This window comes from Streptomyces sp. NPDC048612 (assembly GCF_043199295.1).
In the GTDB taxonomy this organism is placed as follows: Bacteria; Actinomycetota; Actinomycetes; order Streptomycetales; family Streptomycetaceae; genus Streptomyces.
The window spans coordinates 667315-688035 of the sequence record NZ_JBICVV010000002.1; the positions used below are offsets into that span (position 1 = coordinate 667315).

Here is a 20721-nt window from a genome sequence, read left to right on the forward strand (position 1 = left end):
CGTCGAACAGTCGTCAGCCGACTGCTCCCGTACGGTCGGCCGGGGCTGCCGCGCCACATGATCGTCCGGGACGCTGACGGGGCACCCAGCACCCAGCACCCGTCCCGGCTCAGCCCAGCGGATGCGCTGCGAGCAGTTCGCCGAGGGACTCCTCGTGGGCGGCGGCGGGGCCGAGGGACAGTTCGAGCTGCTTGGCCCAGGCGTGGTAGCGGTGCAGCGGATAGTCGGTGTCGGCGCCGAAGCCGCCGTGCAGATGCTGGGCGGTCTGGACGACACGGCGTACGCCCTCCGAGGCCCAGATCTTGGCCACCGCGACATCTCCGGCGAGCGGTAGCGGGCCGTCCGCCTCGGTGGTGATGCGCCAGGCGGCCTGCCAGAGTGTGGCCTCCATGGCGCGCAGGTCGATGAAGCGGTCGGCGGCCTGGCAGGCGACCGCCTGGAAGGTGGCCACCGGGAACCCGAACTGTTCGCGCTTGCTGGTGTAGTCGCTGGTCATGGCCAGTACGCGCTCGCCGAGTCCCAGGGCGAGGGCGCAGGTGCCGGTGGTCAGAACGTTGCGCAGCGCATCCCACGCGGTGGAGTCAGTGATCGTTTCCCTGGCGCTGATACGAACGGAATCCAGCCGGATCTCGGCCTGCGGCTCTCCGCTGGTGGATATCTGGTCGGCGAGCGTGAGGCCGGGGTGGACGCGGGGGACGAGGGCGAGTACGGCGTGGCCGTCGGGGGTGTGGGCGGGGAGCAGGATGCGGTCCGCGGTTCCGGCCCAGGGGACGCCGGTCTGGACACCGTCGAGAACCCATTCGGTGCCTTCCTGGTGGGCTTCCACGGCGAGGTCGGCCGGTTCGTGCCCGGTGCGGCCCTGGGCGGCGACGGTGACGACGAGGGCCCCGGAGCCGATCCGGGGAAGCACCTCCGCACGGAGTTCGTCGGTCGCACCACGCTGGAGGGTGAGCGCGGCGGCTCCGGACTCCAGCAGCGGTACCCGTGCCAGTACCTTGGCCGACTCGCGGAGTACGAGGCAGAGCGCGATCGGGTCCAGGCCTGCGCCGCCATGCTCGGTCCCGATCGTCAGGCTCAGCAGATCGGAGTCGGCGAGCTTGCGCCACAACGCGCGGTCGAAGTCGTCGGCGACCGCGCCGGGGGTGAGCGCCGGGCTGGGCACACTGTCCGGAGCGACCCCCGAGAAGACGGCCCTCGCCGCTTCGACGGCGGCCTGCTGCTCCTCGGTGAAGGTGAAGTCCACTGCTCTGTCCTCCCACGCGGCGCGTCGATCTGACGAAGCGTCAAAATAGAACAGGTTGCAGGAATTGGGAATGGTGGAAGCGGTGGAAGGATGAGGGAGTCGGGGCCGGGAGCGGCCAGCGAGCGGGTGGGGGGCTGCTTGCGGGAGCTGGGCCGGTACCTGCTTCGGAAGCCGCCTTTTGGTGCCAGTGCCAGTGCCAGTGCCAGTGCCAGTGCCAGTGCCAGTGCCGGTGACCGGCTGTCGGTTGCCCGTTGCTGGTGTTCGCATCGGTGCCGTTTGCTTGCCGGAGCGGAGGCGAAGCCCTTCCCTGCTTTCACGGCAGGCACGGTCAGCAGGCGGCTCCGTACGGCGCCCCGGGCCTGAGGCGCCGCCCCGGTGGGACTGTAGGGGCGGCGGCCCGGTGGCATCCGCGCCCCACCCGTCGCATGAGGCCGTCCTGCTTGGCTCGGTGCCGTCGGTCCTATCGGTCGAAGTCCAGCTCGACCTTCTCCGTGACCGGGTGGGACTGGCAGGCCAGGACGTAACCCGCGTCGACCTCGTCGGATTCCAGGGCGAAGTTGCGGTCCATGCGGACCTCGCCGGAGACCAGGAAGGCGCGGCAGGTGCCGCAGACGCCGCCCTTGCAGGCGTACGGGGCGTCCGCGCGGTTGCGCAGGACCGCGTCGAGCAGTGATTCGCTGTCATGGACGGGCCAGCTGCCGGAGCGGCTGTCGAGGGTGGCGGTGACGGTGCTGTGCGCGGGGGTGGCGGCTCGGGGGGCGGTCGGGGCGCCGTTGTCGACGTGGAAGATCTCTTCGTGGATGTGGGTGCGGGGGACCTCGAGGGCGCGGAGGGCGCGTTCGGCGCCCTGGACCAGGCCGTAGGGGCCGCAGAGGTACCAGCCGTCTACGGAGTCGATCTTCAGGAGCGAGGGCAGCAGGGAGCGGAGACGGGCCTCGTCCAGGCGGCCGGAGGGCAGGCCGGCCTGTTGTTCCTCGCGGGAGAGGGCGTGGATGAGCTGGAAGCGCTGCGGATAGCGGTCCTTGAGGTCGGCCACCTCCTCCAGGAACATCGTCGACGCCGCCGTCCGGTCACTGCGGATGAGGCAGAAGCGGGCGTCCGGCTGCTGGGCGAGCAGGGTGGTGGCGATGGACAGTACGGGGGTGATGCCGCTGCCGCCGACGATTCCGACGAAGTGGCCGGGGCGTGGTTCGAGGGTGAACCGGCCTGCCGGGGCCATCACGTCCACCGTGTCGCCGACCGCCAGTTCCTTGAGGGCGTACGTCGAGAACGCACCGTCCTCGACCAGCCGGATGCCCACCCGGAGTATGGGCTGGTCGGTGGCCGGGGTGCAGATGGAGTACGTACGGCGGATCTCCTGGCCGTCGACCGATCTGCGCAGCGCGATGTGCTGCCCGGGGGTGTGCCGGAAGGCCGTGCGCAGCTCGGGCGGGACCTCGAAGGTGACGGCCACCGCGTCGTCCGTGAGCCGCTCGATCTCCCGGACCTGGAGCGGGTGGAACATCACAACTCCTTGAAGTGGTCGAAGGGTTCGCGGCAGGACTCACAACGGCGCAGCGCCTTGCATGCCGTGGAGGAGAACCGGCTCAGCAGGGTGGTGTCGGTCGATCCGCAGTGGGGGCAGCGGATGGTGAGGTCGACGGCGACCGGTCCGCCGGCCGGCCCCGTGGGGCGGGGCGGGGCGATCCCGAACTCGGCGAGCTTGCGGCGGCCCTCGGCGGTGATCGCGTCCGTCGTCCACGGAGGGCTGAGGACCGTACGGACCTCGACCTCGGGTATGCCGTGGTCGTGCAGCACCCGCTCGATGTCCGACGACATCGCCTCGATGGCGGGACAGCCGGTGTACGTCGGGGTGAGTCGCACCTCGACCCGGCCGGGGGCGGTGAGCTCCAGACCACGCAGCACACCCAGCTCGGCGAGGGTGAGCACCGGCAGCTCGGGGTCCGGAACGGAGCCGGCCAGCGCCAGCAGTTCCTCTTCGAGGGCGGTGGTCGTCACCATGTCGCCCCCGGGTGGCTGCGGTGGAGGTGCTGCATCTCGGCGAGCAGCCGTCCGAACGATTCGGTGTGCAGGCCCTGGCGGCCCGCCCCGGCCCGCCAGGCGCCGTGTGCGGGGCCATCGGGGACGGTGAGAGTGGCTTGCTCCAGGCCGGCGGTGATGCGGGTGGTCCACTCGTCGTGCAGGGCCGACCAGGGCACCGTCTCCAGGCCGTCCACCGGCTCGAAGAGTTCGCCGGTGAAGCGCCACAGGGAGTCCAGGGCACGCTGCATCCGGGCGTGACTCTCGTCCGTGCCGTCGCCCAGGCGCAGCGTCCACTGGTGGGCGTGGTCGCGGTGGTAGGCGACCTCTTTGACGGCCTTCCCGGCAAGGGGCGCCAACTCGTTCCCGGTGGTGGCGAGATGCTCGAACAGCAGCTCCTGGTACGTGGAGAAGTAGAGCTGGCGGGCGATGGTGTGGGCGAAGTCGCCGTTGGGCTGTTCCACGAGCTGGAGGTTGCGGAACTGCCGCTCCTCGCGCAGATAGGCCAGCTCGTCCTCGTCCCCGGCCAGGGAGAGCAGCACACGGGCCTGGCCGAGCAGGTCCAGCGCGATGTTGGCCAGGGCGACCTCCTCTTCCAGGACCGGGGCGTGGCCGGCCCACTCGCCCAGGCGGTGGGAGAGGATCAGGGCGTCGTCGCCGAGGGGCAGGGCGGGGGTGGCGGTGAGGTTCCTCAAAGGTGATGCACCCCGTCCGGGATCTCGTAGAAGGTCGGGTGGCGGTAGGGCTTGTCGCCGGCCGGCTCGAAGAAGGCGTCCTTCTCGTCCGGGGAGGAAGCGGTGACCTGTGCTGAGGGCACCACCCAGATGGAGATGCCTTCCGAGCGGCGGGTGTAGAGGTCGCGGGCGTTGCGCAGCGCCATCTCGGCGTCCGGGGCGTGCAGGCTCCCGGCGTGAGTGTGGGAGAGACCGCGGCGGCTGCGGACGAAGACCTCCCACAGAGGCCAGTCGGTGGGCGCCACGGCGCCGGCGGCGGTTTCGGCGGGGAGCGGTGTCGTCATCGGGTGGCCTTCCCGTGCTTGGCGGCGTGGGCGGCGGCTGCCTCGCGCACCCAGGTGCCTTCCTCATGGGCCTGTCGCCGGCGGGTGATCCGTTGTTCGTTGCAGGGGCCGTTGCCCTTGAGGACCTCGCGGAACTCGGCCCAGTCGATCGGGCCGAAGTCCCAGTGGCCCCGTTCGTCGTTCCAGGTCAGGTCCGGGTCGGGGAGGGACAGTCCGAGGGACTCGGCCTGGGGTACGCAGATGTCCACGAAGCGCTGGCGCAGTTCGTCGTTGGAGTGCCGCTTGATCTTCCAAGCCATGGACTGTGCGGAGTGCGAGGACTCGTCGTCCGGCGGCCCGAACATCATCAGGGACGGCCACCACCAGCGGTTCACCGCGTCCTGCGCCATGGCGTGCTGGGCGTCGGTGCCGCGGCTGAGGGCCAGCAGGAGTTCGTAGCCCTGGCGCTGGTGGAAGGACTCCTCCTTGCAGATGCGGACCATGGCGCGGGCGTAGGGGCCGTACGAACACCGGCACAGCGGAACCTGGTTGGTGATCGCCGCGCCGTCCACGAGCCAGCCGATGGCTCCGACGTCGGCCCAGGTCAGGGTCGGGTAGTTGAAGATCGAGGAGTACTTCTGGCGTCCGGAGTGCAGCTTGTCCAGCAGTTCGTCGCGGCCGGTGCCCAGGGTCTCGGCGGCGCTGTAGAGATACAGGCCGTGGCCGGCCTCGTCCTGCACCTTCGCCATCAGGATCGCCTTGCGGCGCAGGGACGGCGCCCGGGTGATCCAGTTGGCCTCCGGCTGCATACCGATGATCTCGGAGTGGGCGTGCTGCGCTATCTGCCGCACGAGTGTCGAGCGGTAGGCGTCCGGCATCCAGTCCCGCGGTTCGATGCGCTCTTCCGCGGCCACGGTGGCGTCGAATGCGGCCTCTCGGGCCGTCTCTTCCGGCGCGATCGTCGTCATGTGGTGCCCCCTCGCTGCTCCCGACCGACCGATCGTTCGGTTCAATGGTGAGTGGGCGGACCTCGGGTGTCAAGCCTGTGGATAACGCGGGGGAAGGTGTGCCCGGCGGTGCCGCGTAGGTACGGTTCCGGAGCGGAGTCATCGCTTGGATTCTGGGAACGGGGCGGGAATGCAGTCATACGGGGACGAATCGCGGCCACTGGCCGCGCTCTCGCTGCCCTCGCGGATCGTCATCGGAGTGGCGGCCTGCGCCATCGCGGTCGCCGTCGCGATTCATCTCGCCATGATGTTCTTGCATGTCGCGCCGTCGAACACGCTCAGCAAACAGCAGGGCGCCCTGATCAGCGACTATGTCTATCCCGAGTACGAACAGAACTGGAAGCTGTTCGCACCCAACCCCCTCCAGCAGAACAGCGCGGTCCAGGTCCGCGCACAGCTGCGCACCGACGGCGGCGCCTCGCGCACCACCGGCTGGACCGATCTGACCGCCCGCGACGGCCAGGCCATCCGCCACAACCCGATGCCCAGCCACACCCAGCAGAACCAACTGCGCCGCGGGTGGGAGTTCTTCCTCAACACCCACAACGCGCAGAACCGCCCGGCCGGCCCGCGCGGTGAGCTGTCCGAGCGCTACATCCGGCGGCTCGTGATGCTCCGGATGGACGCCGAGTGGACCGGCAACGGCGCTCGGGTCGAGCGGATTCAGGTCCGCTCGCAGACGACGGCGGTCCGCCCGCCGCCGTGGAGCACCGAGAAGATCAGCGACAAGCCCGTGTACCGCGTGCTGCCCTGGTGGCAGGTCACCGCAGCCGACCTGCCCGAGGGGGCGAACCAGTGACGTCACCGACGCCCCAGCAGCCTCAGCAGACCCCCGGTGCACAGCAGGCCGTGCACCCCACGGAGCCGGCCGAGGCGCCCGAGCAGCCGCAGGCACCCCAGGAGCCCGCCCCGTACGAAGAGACCCGTATCGAGCGCGCCATCGGCCGCGGCTTCCGGTACGCCACGGGCCGGGCGCTGGCCCCGTACCAGACCGCCGTGGTCCGGATCGGCTTCTCGGCGACCTGGCTGCTGTTCCTGCTGCGGGAATGGCCGCACCGCGCGGTGCTCTACGGGCCCGACAGCCCCTGGAGCCTGGACATGGCGCGCCGCCTGCTCGGCGGCAACCACGCCTTCTCGATACTGCCCTGGTCCGACGGCCGCGGCTGGTTCGAGTGCGTCTACCTGCTGTCCCTCGTGTCCAGCGCGCTGCTGATGCTCGGCTGGCGCACCCGCACCATGTCGGTGCTCTTCATGGTCGGCGTGCTCTCGCTGCAGAACCGCAGCATCTTCATAGGGGACGGCGGCGACAACGTCATCCACCTGATGTCGATGTATCTCGTGCTGACCCGGTGCGGGCAGGTGTGGTCGCTGGACGCGCGCCGCGCGAAGCGGGCCGCGGCCGCGGCGGAGACCGACGGCGTACCCACCGGCTCCCGTGATCTGCCCGGCATCGTCCTGTGGTCCGTGCTCGGCCTCGCTCTGGCCGTCGCCCAGCTGGGCGGCAACTACGGCCTCAGCTGGTTCGAGAACGGCCCGTTCCCGCACATCGGCTGGAGCCTGGTGCTGTGGGGGCTGTGGGCGGCGCACGGACTGTGGTGGGCGGTGCAGCGGTACGCACCCGGCGAGCCGCGCACAGTGCTGGACACCCTCGCCAAGCTCGCCCACAACGGCGCACTGCTGGTGATCATGGTCGAGGTCTGCCTGATCTACGCCACCGCCGGCTGGTACAAGATCCAGGGCAGCCGCTGGCAGGACGGCACCGCGGTCTACTTCCCGATGCACCTGGACTACTTCTCCCCCTGGCCGGCGCTGTCCGAGCTGCTGGGCAGCAACGGCGTGATGATCATGCTGATCACCTACGGCACCGTGATCGTGCAGGTCGCCTTCCCGTTCACGCTCTTCAACCGCCGGCTGAAGAATGTGCTGCTGGTCGTGATGATCTGCGAGCACCTCTCGATCGCGTTCCTGCTGGGGCTGCCGTTCTTCTCGCTCGCGATGATCACCGCGGACGCGGTCTTCCTGCCGACGAAGTTCCTGACCTGGATCTCCGCGCGCGTCTCCGGCCTGCGCGAACGGCTGTTCTCGCGCGGCGAGCCGGCCCGTGCCACCGGAGGGTCCGGCGGCGGCGAGCCGGACGCCCGTACGGACCACGGTGGCGGTGGCCATACGCTCGTGGGGTGAGCAGCGAGAAAACCGCCCCCGCCGAGCCCCTCCAGTACGACGAGGGGTACGGGCCGCAGATCGGCGTCGGACCGCACCCCGAGCCCTGGCCGCAGGACGAGCGGTTCGACCCCGAGCTGCTCGCGCACGGCGACCGCCGCAATGTCGTCGACCGGTACCGCTACTGGACGCGGGAGGCGATCGTCGCCGACCTCGACACCCGCCGCCATGACTTCCATGTGGCCGTCGAGAACTGGAGCCACGACTTCAACATCGGCTCGGTCGTCCGGACCGCTAACGCGTTCCTGGCCAAGGAGATCCATATCGTCGGGCAGCGCCGCTGGAACCGGCGCGGCGCGATGGTGACCGACCGCTACCAGCACGTCCGCCACCACCCGGACACCGCCGACCTCACCGCCTGGGCGGCGGCCGAGGAGCTGCCGATCATCGGGATCGACAATCTCCCCGGCTCCGTACCGCTGGAGACGACCGTGCTGCCGCGCCGCTGTGTGCTGCTGTTCGGCCAGGAGGGGCCGGGGCTGACCGAGGAGGCGCGCCGGCATGTCTCCGTGGTCTGCTCGATCGCGCAGTTCGGCTCGACCCGTTCGATCAACGCGGGGGCCGCGGCAGCCATCGCGATGCACGCCTGGATCGGGCGCCACGCGCGGATCGAGGAGCCGGGCTCCCTCTGACGGGCCCTGACGGTCGCCGGGCGGGGCCGGGAAGAGCTCCCGGCCCCTGACCGCACCGGTCACGCCGGGCGGCGCACCTCCACCGTCCGGAAGCGGTTCGCCACGAAGGCGCCGTCGCACAGCACCGCATTGGCCGCAGGGTTGCCGCCCGAGCCATGGAAGTCCGAGAACGCCGCGGTCTGGTTCACATAGACCCCGCTGGTCAGATTCAGCGACAGCTGGGCGCACTCGTCCAGACAGGCCTCCGACACCAGCTGCTCGACCTCGGGCGAGGTGGTGTACGCGCCGACCGTCATGGCGCCCTGGTCGCGGACCGTGCTCCGCAGCAGGTCCACCGCGTCGGCCGCGGAGTCGACGGCCACCGCGAAGGACACCGGGCCGAAGCACTCCGAGCGATAGGCCGCCTCGTCGTCCGGCTTGGCCGCGTCCAGCTTGACGATCACCGGCGTCCGGACCGTGGCGCCGGGGAACTCGGGGTTGGCCACCTCACGGGAGGCCAGCGCCACCTCCCCGAGCCCGACCGCGGCCGCGATCCGCTCCTTGACCTGCGGATTGACGATGGCGCCCAGCAGGGCGTTGGCCCGGGCGTCATCGCCCAGCAGGCCGCTCACCGCGCCCGCGAGATCGCTGACCACCTCGTCGTACGACTTCGGTCCGGCGTCCGTGCCGATGCCGTCGCGCGGGATCAGCAGATTCTGCGGGGTGGTGCACATCTGGCCGCTGTAGAGCGACAGCGAGAAGGCGAGGTTGCTGAGCATGCCCTTGTAGTCGTCGGTGGACTCGATGACGACGGTGTTGACGCCGGCCTTCTCCGTGTAGACCTGCGCCTGCCGGGCGTGGGTCTCCAGCCAGTCGCCGAAGGCGGTCGAGCCGGTGTAGTCGATGATGCGGACCTCGGGACGGACGGCCAGCGTCTTGGCCAGCCCCTCACCCGGCTTGTCCACGGCCAGGCACACCAGGTCGGCGGGGAAACCGGCCTCGGTGAGCACCTCGCGGGCCACCCTGACGGTCAGCGCCAGCGGCAGCACGGCGCGCGGATGCGGCTTGACCAGCACCGGGTTGCCGGTCGCCAGCGAGGCGAACAGGCCGGGGTAGCCGTTCCACGTCGGGAAGGTGTTGCAGCCGATCATCAGAGCGACACCGCGCGGCACGGCCGTGAAGCTCTTGGACAGCTCCAGCGGGTCACGCTTGCCCTGCGGCTTGGACCACGGGGCCTGCTCCGGCGTGCGGACCTGCTCGGCGTACGCGTACGCCACCGCCTCCAGGCCGCGGTCCTGGGCATGCGGCCCGCCCGCCTGGAACGCCATCATGAAGGCCTGGCCGCTGGTGTGCATCACGGCCTGGGCGAACTCATGGGTGCGCGCGCTGATCCGGGCCAGGATCTCCAGACACACCGCCGCCCGCGTCTCGGGACCGGCGTCCCGCCAGGCGGGGAGCGCGGCGCGCATGGCCGGCAGCAGCACGTCCACATCCGGATGCGGGTAGCTGATGCCCAACTCCGGGCCGTACGGCGAGACTTCCTCGCCCGTCCAGTCGTCCGTGCCGGGCTGGTCGAGCTCGAACCGCTTGCCGCGCAGCGCCTCGAAGGCGGCCAGCCCGTCGGGTGCGGCGGTCTCGCCGTACGCCTTCGGGTGCTCGGGGTGCGGGGACCAGTAGGCGCGGGTGCGGATCGCCTCCAGCGCCTGGTCGAGGGTCGGGCGGTGCTTCTCGATCAACTGCGCTGCGGGCATTTCGGCGGCCATCGATGACCAACTCCTCGTCGAGCCGGGCGAGAGTGGATAGGGGCTGGGAGCGGACAGGCAACGGAGTTAGAGTAACCGAACGATCGGTCGGGGCAAGAGGGCCCGGCCAGCCTGTGGAAAAGTCGGTCGGGGAGGATCAGCTGGCATGACGGCAATCGAGCCCAGCAGCACCGTGGCAGTGGTGGGAACCGGCACCATGGGGCAGGGCATCGCGCAGGTCGCGCTGGTCGCCGGCCATCGCGTCCGCCTCTATGACACCGCCCCCGGGCGCGCCGCGCAGGCCGCCGAGGCGATCGTGGGACGGCTGGACCGGCTCGTCGAAAAGGGCCGGATTCCGGCGGACGAGCGGGACGCCGCCCGCGCGCGCCTCTCCCCCGCCACCGCCCTCGCCGAGCTGTCCGACGCCGCGCTGGTCATCGAGGCGATCCTGGAGCAACTTCCCGCCAAGCAGGAGCTGTTCACCGCCCTGGAGGACCTCGTGGCGGCGGACTGCCTGCTGGCCACCAACACCTCCTCGCTGTCCGTGACAGCCGTCGCGGGCCGGTTGCGCCACTCCGGCCGCTGCGTGGGCCTGCACTTCTTCAACCCCGCTCCGCTGCTCCCCCTGGTCGAGGTCATCAGCGGCTTCGCCACCGACGAGGCGGCCGCCACCATGGCGTACGACACCGCCGCGGCCTGGGGGAAGCAGCCGGTGCGCTGCGCCGACACCCCCGGCTTCATCGTCAACCGCATCGCCCGCCCCTTCTACGCCGAGGCCCTGCGGGTCTACGAGGAGCGGGTCGCCGACCCCGCCACCATCGACGCGGTGCTGCGCGACGGTGCCGGGTTCAGGATGGGGCCCTTCGAACTGACCGACCTCATCGGACAGGACGTGAACGAGGCGGTCACTCACTCCGTGTGGCAGGCCTTCTTCCAGGACCCGAAGTTCACCCCCTCCCTGGCGCAGCGCCGGCTGGTCGAGTCCGGGCTGCACGGCCGCAAGGCGGGGCGCGGCTGGTTCGACTACTCCGAGGGCGCCCGCCGCCCGGAGCCGCGGACCGCGGAGCCCTGCCCGGCGCCCGTATCCGTCGGCCTGCACGCGAAGCTGCCCGGCCCCGCGGTGGTGCTGCGCGACCTCATCGAGGAGGCGGGCATCAAGGTCACCCGCGACCGCACACCGGCCGAGTCGGAAGGCTTCGTCCGGCTTCCCGGCGGGGCCTGTTTGGCGCTGACCAATGGCTATCCGGCCACGAGCCGTGCCCATGAGAACTACATCCGCTTCGACCTGTCACTGGACTACCGTGCCGCGACCCGGATCGCCCTGGCGCCCTCCGCGACCGTGTCCGAGGAGGACCTCGCGGAGGCCGTCGGGCTCTTCCAGGCGCTGGGCAAGCAGGTCAGCGTGATCGAGGACGTCCCGGGCATGATCGTCGCCCGGACGATCGCGATGATCATCGACTTCGCTGTGGACGCCGCGGCCCGCGAGGTCGCCACCCCCGAGGACATCGACACGGCCATGCGGCTGGGCGTGAACTACCCCGGCGGCCCCATGGAATGGGTCGAGCGGCTGGGCGCCCACTGGGTGTGGGATCTGCTGGATTCGATGCACCACCAGGATGCCGGTGGCCGCTACGTACCGTCCTGGGCGCTGCGGCGCCGTGCGGACCTCGAGGAATAGGTGCTCTAATCATGACCATGGCCAAGCGCGACACCTATACACCCGATTCGCTGCTCGCGGTGGCCGTCGAGGTGTTCATCGAGCGCGGCTACGACGGCACGTCCATGGAGCACCTCTCCAAGGCGGCCGGTATCTCGAAGTCCTCGATCTACCACCACGTACGCAGCAAGGAAGAGCTGCTGCACCGCGCCATAAGCCGTGCGCTGGACGGGCTGTTCGGTGTGCTGGAGGAGCCGGGTGCCGTCCAGGGGCGGGCGATCGAGCGGCTGGAGCATGTCACCCGGCGCGTGGCCGAGGTGCTGATGGACGAACTCCCCTATGTGACGCTGCTGTTGCGGGTGCGGGGAAACACGGACACCGAGCGGTGGGCCATGGAGCGCCGCCGGGAGTTCGACCACGAGGTGTCGGACCTGCTCAAGCAGGCCGCCGCCGACGGCGATCTGCGGGACGACGTGGACATCCGGCTGGCCACCCGGCTGCTCTTCGGCATGATCAACTCGATTGTGGAGTGGTACCGGCCGGGGCGGGGCGGCGCGGCGAGCCGTGACGAGGTCGCCGAGGCCGTGGTGCGTACGGCGTTCGCGGGGCTGCGCAAGCCGTGATCCGCGCCGTCCCCGCGCCCTGAGAGCCCTGGTCAACGCGGCAATTCCGCAGGCCCGCGCCCGGTGAGGAGCACGCCGGCGGGTGTGCCCGGAGCCGGTCAGTCCTCTTCGGGGCCGAGGTCGGTCTCCTCGAAGACCAGCAGGGTGCGGGTGCTCAGTACCTCCGGTATCGACTGGATACGGGTGAGGACCAGCTCCCGCAGCTCGCGGTTGTCCTTGGTGTGCACCAGCAGCAGCACATCGAAGTCGCCGCTGACCAGCGCGATGTGGGTGGCCCCCGGAAGCGCCGTGAGCTGCTTGCGCACGGTCCGCCAGGAGTTCTGCACGATCTTCAGCGTGATGTAGGCGGAGGCGCCCTGGCCTGCCCGTTCCTGGTCGATGAGGGCGCTGAAGCCGCGGATCACACCGTCGTCGATCAGCCGGTTGATCCGGGCGTAGGCGTTGGCGCGCGAGACATGGACCCGCTCGGCCACGGAGCGTATCGAGGCCCTGCCGTCGGTCTGCAGCATGCGCAGGATCGAACGGTCGATGGTGTCCAGCGGGCGCGCGGCCGGTGCGGGCGGAGCGGAGACCGTCGGCGGCGGGCCGGCCGCGGCCGCCGGTTGCCCGCCGGAACTGGCCATCTGTTCGTCCGGCATGTGGTCCCGCCTCCCCTTTATGGACGCCCTGGCTTCATCTCAAGCTGTGGAGAACCGTTTGTCCACAGGCTGAGCCCGCCTGTAGCCAAAATGCATCAGCGACCGAACAATCGGTAGGGCAGGGCGTACCCGCCCTGGCCGATTCCATCCTGCCCACCCGCCGCCCGCCCGCCACCCCCACGAGGCGCATCGCGCCACCCCCTTCGATCCGAGGAGGTGCTCGACATGACGGTCCTTGAGCAGCCCGGCAGCAGCAGGAACACGAGCAGCCTGGCCGGTCCGCCGCCTGCGTGGCGGCCGCGCGTCGACCCCGCGCCCCTCCTGCCCGACGCGGAGCCGTACCGCCTTCTGGGCACGGACGCCGCGGCCCGGCTCGACCCCGGACTGCTGACCAGGCTGTACACCCAGCTGGTCCGCGGCCGCCGGTACAACGCCCAGGCCACGGCGCTGACCCGGCAGGGACGCCTGGCGGTCTACCCGTCCTCCACCGGTCAGGAAGCCTGCGAGGTCGCCGCGGCGCTGGCCCTCGAAGACCGGGACTGGCTCTTTCCCAGCTACCGCGACACCCTCGCCGCCGTGGCGCGCGGCCTCGACCCCGTCCAGGCCCTGACCCTGCTGCGCGGCGACTGGCACAACGGCTACGACCCCCACGAACACCGCATCGCCCCCCTGTGCACCCCGCTCGCCACCCAGCTCCCCCATGCGGTGGGCCTGGCGCACGCCGCCCGCCTCAAGGGCGACGAGGTGGTCGCGCTGGCCATGGTCGGCGACGGCGGCACGAGCGAGGGTGACTTCCATGAGGCGCTGAATTTCGCGGCGCTCTGGCAGGCACCGGTCGTCTTCCTCGTTCAGAACAACGGCTTCGCGATCTCGGTGCCGCTCGCCAAGCAGACCGCGGCGCCGTCCCTCGCTCACAAGGCGGTCGGATACGGCATGCCGGGCCGCCTGGTCGACGGAAACGACGCCCCCGCGATGCACGAGGTGCTCACCGACGCCGTGGAACGGGCCCGCAGGGGCGCCGGCCCCACCCTGATCGAGGCCGTCACCTACCGCATCGAGGCGCACACCAACGCCGACGACGCCACCCGCTACCGCAGCGACGCCGAGGTCGAGACCTGGAAGGCGCACGACCCGATAGTCCTTCTGGAGCGTGAGCTGGCCGCCCGGGATCTGCTGACCGACGATTTCGTCAGTGCCACCCGGGACGGCGCCGAGGACATGGCCGCCGACCTCCGGGACCGGATGAACGCCGACCCGGAGACGGACCCGATGGACCTGTTCACCCATGTATTCGCCGAGCAGTCCAGCCAACTGCGCGCGCAGGCCGCACAGTTGCGTGCCGAGCTGGACGCCGAGGCCGCCGGACACACCGAGGACGCAGCGGGCACCGACGGGCCCGCCGAGGAGGCCAGGCCATGACGACCACCGCTCCGGCGACCGCGCGCAAGCCCGCCACCATGGCGCAGGCGCTGACCCGCGCGCTGCGCGACGCCATGGCAGACGACCCGTCCGTCCATGTGATGGGCGAGGACGTCGGCGCCCTGGGTGGCGTCTTCCGGGTCACCGACGGACTCGCCAAGGAATTCGGCGAGGACCGCTGTACGGACACCGCGCTCGCCGAGGCCGGCATCCTGGGCACCGCCGTGGGCATGGCGATGTACGGGCTGCGGCCGGTCGTCGAGATGCAGTTCGACGCGTTCGCCTATCCGGCGTTCGAGCAGCTGGTCAGCCATGTCGCCCGGATGCGCAACCGCACCCGTGGCGCGCTGACGATGCCGCTGACCATCCGTGTCCCCTACGGCGGCGGCATCGGCGGTGTCGAGCACCACAGCGACTCCTCCGAGGCGTACTACCTCGCCACCCCGGGACTCCAGGTCGTCACCCCGGCGACCGTCGAGGACGCCTACGGGCTGCTGCGCGCCGCGATCGCCTCCGACGACCCGGTCGTCTTCCTCGAACCCAAGCGGCTGTACTGGTCCAAGTCCGACTGGTCGCCCGACGCGCCCACCGAGGTCGCCCCGCTGGGCCGCGCCGAGATCCGGCGCCGGGGCAGCAGCGCCACGCTGATCACCTACGGCCCGTCGCTCCCGGTCTGCATGGAGGCCGCCGAGGCGGCCCGTGCCGAGGGCTGGGACCTGGAAGTGGTCGACCTTCGGTCGCTGATGCCGTTCGACGACGAGACGGTCTGCGCCTCGGTGCGGCGGACCGGTCGGGCCGTGGTGGTCCATGAGTCCAACGGGTTCGGCGGTCCCGGAGGGGAGATCGCCGCACGGATCACGGAGCGCTGCTTCCATCACCTGGAGGCGCCGGTGCTGCGCGTGGCCGGCTTCGATATCCCGTACCCGCCGCCGATGCTGGAACGGCACCACCTGCCGGGCGTGGACCGGATTCTGGACACCGTCGCCCGCCTCCAGTGGGAGTCGGACTGGACCGAGGGACGTGGTGAGTGATGGCCGTGGTCCGCGAATTCACGCTGCCCGACCTGGGAGAGGGCCTCACCGAGGCGACGATCGTGCACTGGATGGTCGAGGTCGGCGAGGTGGTGGCCGTCGACCAGCCGGTGGTGGAGGTCGAGACCGCCAAGGCGATGGTGGAGGTGCCGTGCCCGTACGGGGGCGTGGTGACGGCCCGCTTCGGCGAGGAGGGGGCCGAGGTCCCCGTGGGGGCGCCGCTGGTCACGGTCGCCGTCGGGGCCGTGCCGGATGACCTCGCGGGGACAGGTCCCGCGGCGCCGGGCTCCGGCGCGGGTGCGGAAAGCGGTGCGCCCGATGCGGGTGCGCCGACGGCGCCGGCTGCCGGAGGGGCGTCCGCGGACGGAGCGGGGGATTCCGGGTCCGGGAATGTGCTCGTCGGGTACGGCACGAGTGCCGCGGCGGCGCGCCGGCGCCGTATCCGGCCGGGGACCGGAGCGGGCCCTGGGGCGGGCGTGCCACGACCGCCCGGCCGGGCGGCGGACGGCTCGGCCGGCGCCGGAGCGGATGAGGGGATGCCCGGTGTCCCAGGGGCGGTTCCCGCCGGAGCGACTGCCGTGGGGGCAGCCGGTACGGACGGATCGGCCAGGGCGGACGGGGCTTCCAGGGCCGGTGCGGTGGAGGACGCCAACCGTACGGTGGCCGTCATCTCCCCGCTGGTGCGGCGGATGGCCCGGGAACACGGTCTGGACCTGCGGGAACTGGCGGGTTCCGGGCGGGACGGGCTGATCCTCCGCACGGATGTCGAGTGCGCGATCCGGGCGCTGCAGGAGCGGGAGACGGCCGGTGCCGCCGGAGCGGTCGCCAGGGGCGGTGCCGGTGGGCCGACCGGTGTCGCGGGTGTGGCGCGCATCGGAGCCGTCGGGTCCGCGACCGGCGGCGCCGGTATGGCGGGTGAGGAGCGCATCCCGCTGAAGGGGATGCTCGGTGCGGCCGCCGAGAAGTTCAGCCGCAGCCGCCGCGAGATCCCCGAGGCGACCTGCTGGGTGGAGGCCGATGCCACCGAGCTTCTCGCCGCCCGTAAGGCGATGAATGTGCCGGGCGCCCCCAAGGTGTCGCTGCTCGCCCTGCTGGCCCGGATCTGTACGGCCGCGCTCACGCGGTTCCCGGCGCTCAACTCCACCGTCGACACCGAGGCCCAGGAGATCGTCCGGCTGCCCGCGGTCCATCTGGGCTTCGCGGCGCAGACCGACCGCGGCCTGGTGGTGCCGGTCGTCCGGGACGCCCAGGCCCGTACGGTCGAGGAGCTGTCCGCCGAGATCGCCCGGCTCACCGAGACCGCCAGGGCCGGCGGGCTCTCCCTGGCCGAGCTGACCCACGGCACGTTCACGCTCAACAACTACGGCGTCTTCGGCGTCGACGGCTCCACGCCGATCATCAACCACCCCGAGGCGGCGATGCTCGGTGTCGGCCGGATAGCCGCCAAACCCTGGGTGCACGAGGGTGAGTTGGCCGTCCGGCAGGTCGTCCAGCTCTCGCTGACCTTCGATCACCGGGTGTGCGACGGCGGCACGGCCGGGGGCTTCCTCCGGTTCGTGGCCGACTGCGTGGAGCAGCCTGCGCTGTTGCTCCGGTCGCTGTGAGGGGAGGGCGGCCGGTGGGGCGGGTGCACCGGCCGCCCCGGCCGCGCCCGCTGTGGTGGAGCTGACATCCGCCGCCCCTCCGGCAGCGGTGTGAACCCGCCGCCCCCGGCGATACTCAAGGGGTGACCGACCTCACCGACCACGACGCCATCGTGCTGGCCGGCGGTGCGGCCCGGCGGCTCGGCGGGGCGGACAAGCCCGCCCTGTCCGTCGGCGGCCGCCCGCTGCTGGACCGGGTGCTCGCCGCCTGCCCCGACGCGGCGACCACCGTCGTAGTCGGCCCCGTCCGCCCGGCCCTCCGCGCGGTCGTCCCTGCCCTGGAGGACCCGCCGGGCGGCGGCCCGCTCGCCGCACTGGACGCCGGTCTGCGCCACACCTCCGCCCCGACGGTGCTCGTCCTCTCCGCCGACCTCCCGTTCCTGACGGCGGACACCGTACGGAGCCTGCTGGCGGCGGCGACGGAAACGGCGGGCGCCGCCGGACCGGACGGGGACCCCGCGCCCCGCGACGGGGCGGTGCTCCGGGACGCCTCGGGCCGGGACCAGCCGCTCGTGGCCGCCTACCGGGCCGGGCCGCTGCGCCGTGAGCTGGCGCGGCTCCGGGCCGCGCACGGCGGTCTGGCCGGACTCCCGCTGCGGGCGCTGCTGGCCGAGTTGGTGCTCGAACGGGTTGTGGACCCCGGCGCCATGGCCTCCTTCGACTGCGACACCTGGGAAGACATCAGCGCGGCGCGCGCCCGTATCAGGGAGCATGGGAGCGTGTTGGATGAATGGATCACCGCAGTCAAGGCCGAATTGGGCATCGAGCTCGATGTCGACACGGCGGGGCTTCTCGACCTCGCACGGGACGCGGCCCATGGCGTGGCCCGCCCCGCTGCCCCGCTGACGACCTTTCTGATCGGTTATGCGGCGGGTCGCCAGGACCGTGACGTGAAGGAACTGGCCGACCGGGCCGCCGCGCTGGCCCATCGCTGGGCGGCCGAGGCCCAGGCCGCGTCCGACGCCGGCGGCGCCACGGGTGCCGAAGCGAAGCCCGCGGAATGACCGACGGGGAGTGGGGCGGGGAGCCCGGCGCGGTGGGCCGGGCCTGGGGCGAACCCCCGGCCGAGGGGGGCGGCGACCCCTTCGACGATGCGCTCGCGCTGGTCAACGGCACCGCACCGGCACGCGTCAGGGCCGGGTCCGGGCCCGAGGCGGCGACCGTCACCGTGCCGTACGCAGCCGGAGGGGCCACGGCGGCCGCCTCCTCCGCGACCGGCGGCGGCGACGCCCCCTACACACCGGACGACCCGTTCGCCCCCGACGACCCCGCCGCCGCCCGGAGCGGTCGCTCCGGCCCCGCGGAACCGGCGCCTGCCACGCGCTCCGGCCCGCGCCCCACCCCGGACGCCGTCCCCTGGCACACCGCCCGCGCCCTCGCCGGGCGGGCCGTCGCCGGGCCGCCCGCGCCCGAGACCGCGGCGCTCGGCGAAGCACTCGGCCGTACGCTCGCCGCACCCCTGACCGCGCTCACCGATCTGCCGTCGTTCGACACCTCGGCGATGGACGGCTGGGCGGTCTCCGGCCCCGGCCCCTGGCGCCTGGACCCGCCCGCGGACGCGGCCGCCGCGGGCGAGGCGGGCGCCCCGCCCGGCATCCTCGCCGGTCAGGACCCCGCCGACGGCCTCCTCGACGGCCACGCGATCCCGATCGCCACCGGCGCCCGCGTCCCGGCCGGTGCCACCGCCGTGCTGCGCAGCGAGCACGGCGAGGTCCGCGCCCTGGGCGACGGCGGACGCCGGCTGTACGCGCCACGGCCCGCGCCGCCCGGCCAGGACATCCGCCCGCGGGGCCAGGAGTGCCGCCGCGGCGACCAACTGCTGCCCGCGGGCACCCTGGTGACCCCCGCCGTCCTCGGCCTGGCCGCGGCGGCCGGCTACGACGAGCTGACCGCCTACCGCCGGCCGCGTGCCGACGTCTTCGTCCTGGGCGATGAGCTGCTGGACCGCGGGCTGCCGCGGGAGGGCCGAATCCGCGACGCCCTCGGACCGATGCTCGCGCCCTGGCTGCACGCGCTGGGCGTCGAGGCGGCACCGCCGCGCCATCTCGCCGACGACGCCGACACGTTGTACGCCGCCCTCACCGAGTCCACCGCCGACGTGGTGATCACTACGGGCGGTACCGCGGCGGGCCCTGTCGACCATGTCCACCCCACCCTGCGCCGGCTCGGCGCCGAGGTGCTGGTGGACGGCGTGGCGGTGCGCCCCGGCCACCCCATGCTGCTGGCCCGCCTGGCCCCGCGCCGGCACCTCGTCGGGCTGCCGGGCAACCCCCTCGCCGCCGTCTCCGGTCTGCTCACCCTCGCCGAACCGCTGCTGCGTACGCTCGCCGCCCGGCGTCCCGCGGCGCCGTACCGCGTACCGCTGGCCGCCGGGGTCCCCGGGCATCCGCAGGACACCCGGCTCGTTCCCGTGGCCTACCGCGACGACGAGCGGCACGGTCTGACGGCGGTACCGCTGCGCTTCCACGGCCCGGCCATGCTGCGTGGGATCGCCGCCGCCGATGCGCTGGCGGTCGTCCCGCCCGGGGGCGCGGAGCGCGACACCGAGCTCGACACCCTGGAATTCCGCTGGTCGGCAGGCTGGTCCGCGGGCTGGACGCCCGACTGGGCCGCCCCACGGGACCCCTACGATCCCCCTGAGGCCACCGGAGGCCGCACGTGAAGCTCCCGTCCCAGGACGCCGCGGCGCGTGACGTGTCCGAGGACCGTTCGCACCGGGTGCTGCTGCCGCGCCGCACCCCCAAGCCGCCGCTGCGCCAGGTCGCCCGCCGGCTGCTGATGGCGCTGCTCGTGCTGCTCGCGACGGTCTTCATCGTCTGGATCGACCGCGACGAGTACCACGACAACGCCAACGGCAAGGTCGATCTGCTCGACTGCTTCTACTACGCGACCGTCACGCTCTCGACCACCGGATACGGCGACATCGTCCCGTACGGCGACAGCGCGCGGCTGCTGAACATCCTGCTCATCACGCCGCTGCGGGTGCTGTTCCTGATCATCCTGGTCGGCACCACACTGGAAGTGCTGACCGAGCGCACCCGCGAGCAGTGGCAACTGAAACGCTGGAGAAACGCCTTGCGCGATCACACCGTCATCGTCGGCTTCGGGACGAAGGGCCGTTCCGCCGCCCAGACCCTGTGTGCGACGGGGCTGCACCGCGACCGCGTCGTCATCGTCGACCCCAGCAGCAAAGTGATCGACGCGGCGGTCGCGGACGGGTTCGCGGGGGTGGTCGGCGACGCGACCCGCAGCGATGTGCTCCTCCGGGCCGAGGTCCAGCGCGCCCACCAGGTCGTGATCGCCACCCAGCGCGATGACACCGCCGTGCTGGTCTCGTTGACCGCCCGTCAGCTCAACAAGAGGGCGAACATCGTCGCGGCGGTGCGGGAGGAGGAGAACGCCCCGCTGCTGCGGCAGTCCGGCGCCGATGCCGTGATCACCTCGGCCAGCGCGGCCGGCCGGCTGCTGGGGCTCTCCGTCCACAGCCCCAGCGCGGGCACCGTCATGGAGGACCTGATCCAGCAGGGCAGCGGCCTCGACCTGGTGGAACGCACGGTGGTGAAGGCGGAGGTCGGCAAGTCCGTACGGGAGACCGACGACTTGGTGGTGTCCGTGCTGCGCGGTCACCGGCTCCTGGGCTACGACGACCCGGAGGCCAGTCCGCTGCAGAGCACGGACCGTCTGATCACCATCGTGCGCGCGGCCGCGGCGGAGCCGGCGGACCACCCCGGTAAGCAGTCCGGCAAGCCGAACCTCCCCGGCAGCGGCGTCACCCCGATGCGCCGGGCGGATGAATAACCGCACGTGGAGCGGGGGCGGATGGCCCTTCCTGCGGTAGTCGCCGCCCCCCACACCTTCGCTCCGTACGCGG

The 20721-nt window shown here is 72.1% G+C and carries 19 protein-coding genes; 11 read left to right on the forward strand and 8 right to left on the reverse strand.

The window, feature by feature from the left end; translation table 11 throughout:
* Nucleotides 1–109: 109 nt before the first annotated feature.
* The 6 genes from ACGFN2_RS06295 to paaA form a co-directional block, all read right to left on the reverse strand.
* Entirely contained in the window at nt 110–1243 is a 1134-nt protein-coding gene (locus tag ACGFN2_RS06295; RefSeq protein WP_393357901.1) for an acyl-CoA dehydrogenase family protein, read from the reverse strand.
* A 460-nt stretch (nt 1244–1703) separates the two neighbouring features.
* Nucleotides 1704–2747, reverse strand: coding sequence for a 1,2-phenylacetyl-CoA epoxidase subunit PaaE (paaE, locus tag ACGFN2_RS06300; protein WP_393357903.1), 1044 nt, complete (start codon nt 2745–2747; stop codon nt 1704–1706).
* Nucleotides 2747–3244 carry a 1,2-phenylacetyl-CoA epoxidase subunit PaaD gene (gene paaD / locus ACGFN2_RS06305; protein ID WP_393357905.1) on the reverse strand — a complete coding sequence of 166 codons (498 nt, stop codon included), beginning with the start codon at nt 3242–3244 and terminating at the stop codon, nt 2747–2749. Before paaD ends, paaE begins: the two co-directional genes overlap by 1 nt.
* Nucleotides 3238–3957, reverse strand: coding sequence for a 1,2-phenylacetyl-CoA epoxidase subunit PaaC (gene paaC / locus ACGFN2_RS06310; RefSeq protein ID WP_393357907.1), 720 nt, complete (start codon nt 3955–3957; stop codon nt 3238–3240). Before paaC ends, paaD begins: the two co-directional genes overlap by 7 nt.
* Nucleotides 3954–4280 (reverse strand): 1,2-phenylacetyl-CoA epoxidase subunit PaaB, encoded by a 327-nt coding sequence (paaB, locus tag ACGFN2_RS06315; protein ID WP_362600505.1) that lies wholly within the window; start codon nt 4278–4280, stop codon nt 3954–3956. The genes paaC and paaB overlap by 4 nt, the downstream gene beginning before the upstream one ends.
* Entirely contained in the window at nt 4277–5227 is a 951-nt protein-coding gene (gene paaA / locus ACGFN2_RS06320) for a 1,2-phenylacetyl-CoA epoxidase subunit PaaA (protein ID WP_393357910.1), read from the reverse strand. Before paaA ends, paaB begins: the two co-directional genes overlap by 4 nt.
* 169 nt (nt 5228–5396) lie before the next feature.
* Here paaA and ACGFN2_RS06325 point away from each other — a divergent pair, with 169 nt between their 5' ends.
* The 3 genes from ACGFN2_RS06325 to ACGFN2_RS06335 are packed head-to-tail and all read left to right on the forward strand — an operon-like array spanning nt 5397 to nt 8118.
* Nucleotides 5397–6065, forward strand: a complete 669-nt coding sequence (locus ACGFN2_RS06325) for a DUF5819 family protein (protein ID WP_393357912.1) — start codon at nt 5397–5399, stop codon at nt 6063–6065.
* A complete protein-coding gene (locus ACGFN2_RS06330) occupies nt 6062–7447 on the forward strand; it encodes an HTTM domain-containing protein (protein WP_393357914.1) in 1386 nt (461 codons plus the stop codon). Before ACGFN2_RS06325 ends, ACGFN2_RS06330 begins: the two co-directional genes overlap by 4 nt.
* The gene (locus ACGFN2_RS06335; RefSeq protein WP_393357916.1) at nt 7444–8118 is read left to right on the forward strand and encodes a TrmH family RNA methyltransferase; all 675 of its coding nucleotides are present in this window, start codon (nt 7444–7446) and stop codon (nt 8116–8118) included. Before ACGFN2_RS06330 ends, ACGFN2_RS06335 begins: the two co-directional genes overlap by 4 nt.
* Before the next feature lie 59 nt (nt 8119–8177).
* On the opposite strand, the gene paaN is transcribed toward ACGFN2_RS06335, so the two are convergent.
* On the reverse strand, nt 8178–9860 hold the full coding sequence (paaN, locus tag ACGFN2_RS06340; RefSeq protein ID WP_393357918.1) for a phenylacetic acid degradation protein PaaN: 1683 nt from the start codon (nt 9858–9860) through the stop codon (nt 8178–8180).
* A 145-nt stretch (nt 9861–10005) separates the two neighbouring features.
* Between paaN and ACGFN2_RS06345 the strand changes: the two genes are divergently transcribed.
* Nucleotides 10006–11517: a 3-hydroxyacyl-CoA dehydrogenase gene (locus tag ACGFN2_RS06345; protein ID WP_393357920.1), complete on the forward strand. Its 1512-nt coding sequence runs from the start codon at nt 10006–10008 to the stop codon at nt 11515–11517.
* Between the two features lie 11 nt (nt 11518–11528).
* Nucleotides 11529–12119 carry a TetR/AcrR family transcriptional regulator gene (locus ACGFN2_RS06350; RefSeq protein ID WP_362600525.1) on the forward strand — a complete coding sequence of 197 codons (591 nt, stop codon included), beginning with the start codon at nt 11529–11531 and terminating at the stop codon, nt 12117–12119.
* A 98-nt stretch (nt 12120–12217) separates the two neighbouring features.
* Here the strand turns inward: ACGFN2_RS06350 and ACGFN2_RS06355 are convergent, their stop codons facing one another.
* Nucleotides 12218–12757, reverse strand: coding sequence for an Lrp/AsnC family transcriptional regulator (locus tag ACGFN2_RS06355; RefSeq protein ID WP_362600528.1), 540 nt, complete (start codon nt 12755–12757; stop codon nt 12218–12220).
* Nucleotides 12758–12982: 225 nt separating this feature from the next.
* Between ACGFN2_RS06355 and pdhA the strand changes: the two genes are divergently transcribed.
* The 6 genes from pdhA (at nt 12983) to ACGFN2_RS06385 (ending at nt 20648) form a co-directional block, all read left to right on the forward strand.
* Nucleotides 12983–14176 (forward strand): pyruvate dehydrogenase (acetyl-transferring) E1 component subunit alpha, encoded by a 1194-nt coding sequence (pdhA, locus tag ACGFN2_RS06360; protein ID WP_393357923.1) that lies wholly within the window; start codon nt 12983–12985, stop codon nt 14174–14176.
* Nucleotides 14173–15207: an alpha-ketoacid dehydrogenase subunit beta gene (locus tag ACGFN2_RS06365; protein ID WP_393357925.1), complete on the forward strand. Its 1035-nt coding sequence runs from the start codon at nt 14173–14175 to the stop codon at nt 15205–15207. The genes pdhA and ACGFN2_RS06365 overlap by 4 nt, the downstream gene beginning before the upstream one ends.
* The gene (locus tag ACGFN2_RS06370) at nt 15207–16811 is read left to right on the forward strand and encodes a dihydrolipoamide acetyltransferase family protein (protein WP_393357927.1); all 1605 of its coding nucleotides are present in this window, start codon (nt 15207–15209) and stop codon (nt 16809–16811) included. Before ACGFN2_RS06365 ends, ACGFN2_RS06370 begins: the two co-directional genes overlap by 1 nt.
* A gap of 122 nt (nt 16812–16933) precedes the next feature.
* Entirely contained in the window at nt 16934–17854 is a 921-nt protein-coding gene (locus tag ACGFN2_RS06375) for an NTP transferase domain-containing protein (protein WP_393357929.1), read from the forward strand.
* On the forward strand, nt 17851–19512 hold the full coding sequence (locus ACGFN2_RS06380; RefSeq protein ID WP_393357931.1) for a molybdopterin molybdotransferase MoeA: 1662 nt from the start codon (nt 17851–17853) through the stop codon (nt 19510–19512). Before ACGFN2_RS06375 ends, ACGFN2_RS06380 begins: the two co-directional genes overlap by 4 nt.
* Complete coding sequence (locus ACGFN2_RS06385) at nt 19509–20648, forward strand: potassium channel family protein (RefSeq protein ID WP_362600546.1); 1140 nt, start codon at nt 19509–19511, stop codon at nt 20646–20648. Before ACGFN2_RS06380 ends, ACGFN2_RS06385 begins: the two co-directional genes overlap by 4 nt.
* The last annotated feature ends 73 nt before the right edge of the window (nt 20649–20721 follow it).

Coding starts and splice junctions, on each gene's coding strand:
- ACGFN2_RS06345 (WP_393357920.1), top strand. CDS start 10,006: ATGACGGCAATCGAGCCCAGCAGCACCGTGGCAGTGGTGGGAACCGGC.
- ACGFN2_RS06380 (WP_393357931.1), top strand. CDS start 17,851: ATGACCGACGGGGAGTGGGGCGGGGAGCCCGGCGCGGTGGGCCGGGCC.
- paaA (WP_393357910.1), bottom strand. CDS start 5,227: ATGACGACGATCGCGCCGGAAGAGACGGCCCGAGAGGCCGCATTCGAC.
- paaD (WP_393357905.1), bottom strand. CDS start 3,244: ATGGTGACGACCACCGCCCTCGAAGAGGAACTGCTGGCGCTGGCCGGC.
- paaE (WP_393357903.1), bottom strand. CDS start 2,747: ATGTTCCACCCGCTCCAGGTCCGGGAGATCGAGCGGCTCACGGACGAC.
- paaB (WP_362600505.1), bottom strand. CDS start 4,280: ATGACGACACCGCTCCCCGCCGAAACCGCCGCCGGCGCCGTGGCGCCC.
- ACGFN2_RS06355 (WP_362600528.1), bottom strand. CDS start 12,757: ATGCCGGACGAACAGATGGCCAGTTCCGGCGGGCAACCGGCGGCCGCG.
- ACGFN2_RS06325 (WP_393357912.1), top strand. CDS start 5,397: ATGCAGTCATACGGGGACGAATCGCGGCCACTGGCCGCGCTCTCGCTG.
- ACGFN2_RS06370 (WP_393357927.1), top strand. CDS start 15,207: ATGGCCGTGGTCCGCGAATTCACGCTGCCCGACCTGGGAGAGGGCCTC.
- pdhA (WP_393357923.1), top strand. CDS start 12,983: ATGACGGTCCTTGAGCAGCCCGGCAGCAGCAGGAACACGAGCAGCCTG.
- ACGFN2_RS06350 (WP_362600525.1), top strand. CDS start 11,529: ATGACCATGGCCAAGCGCGACACCTATACACCCGATTCGCTGCTCGCG.
- ACGFN2_RS06365 (WP_393357925.1), top strand. CDS start 14,173: ATGACGACCACCGCTCCGGCGACCGCGCGCAAGCCCGCCACCATGGCG.
- paaN (WP_393357918.1), bottom strand. CDS start 9,860: ATGGCCGCCGAAATGCCCGCAGCGCAGTTGATCGAGAAGCACCGCCCG.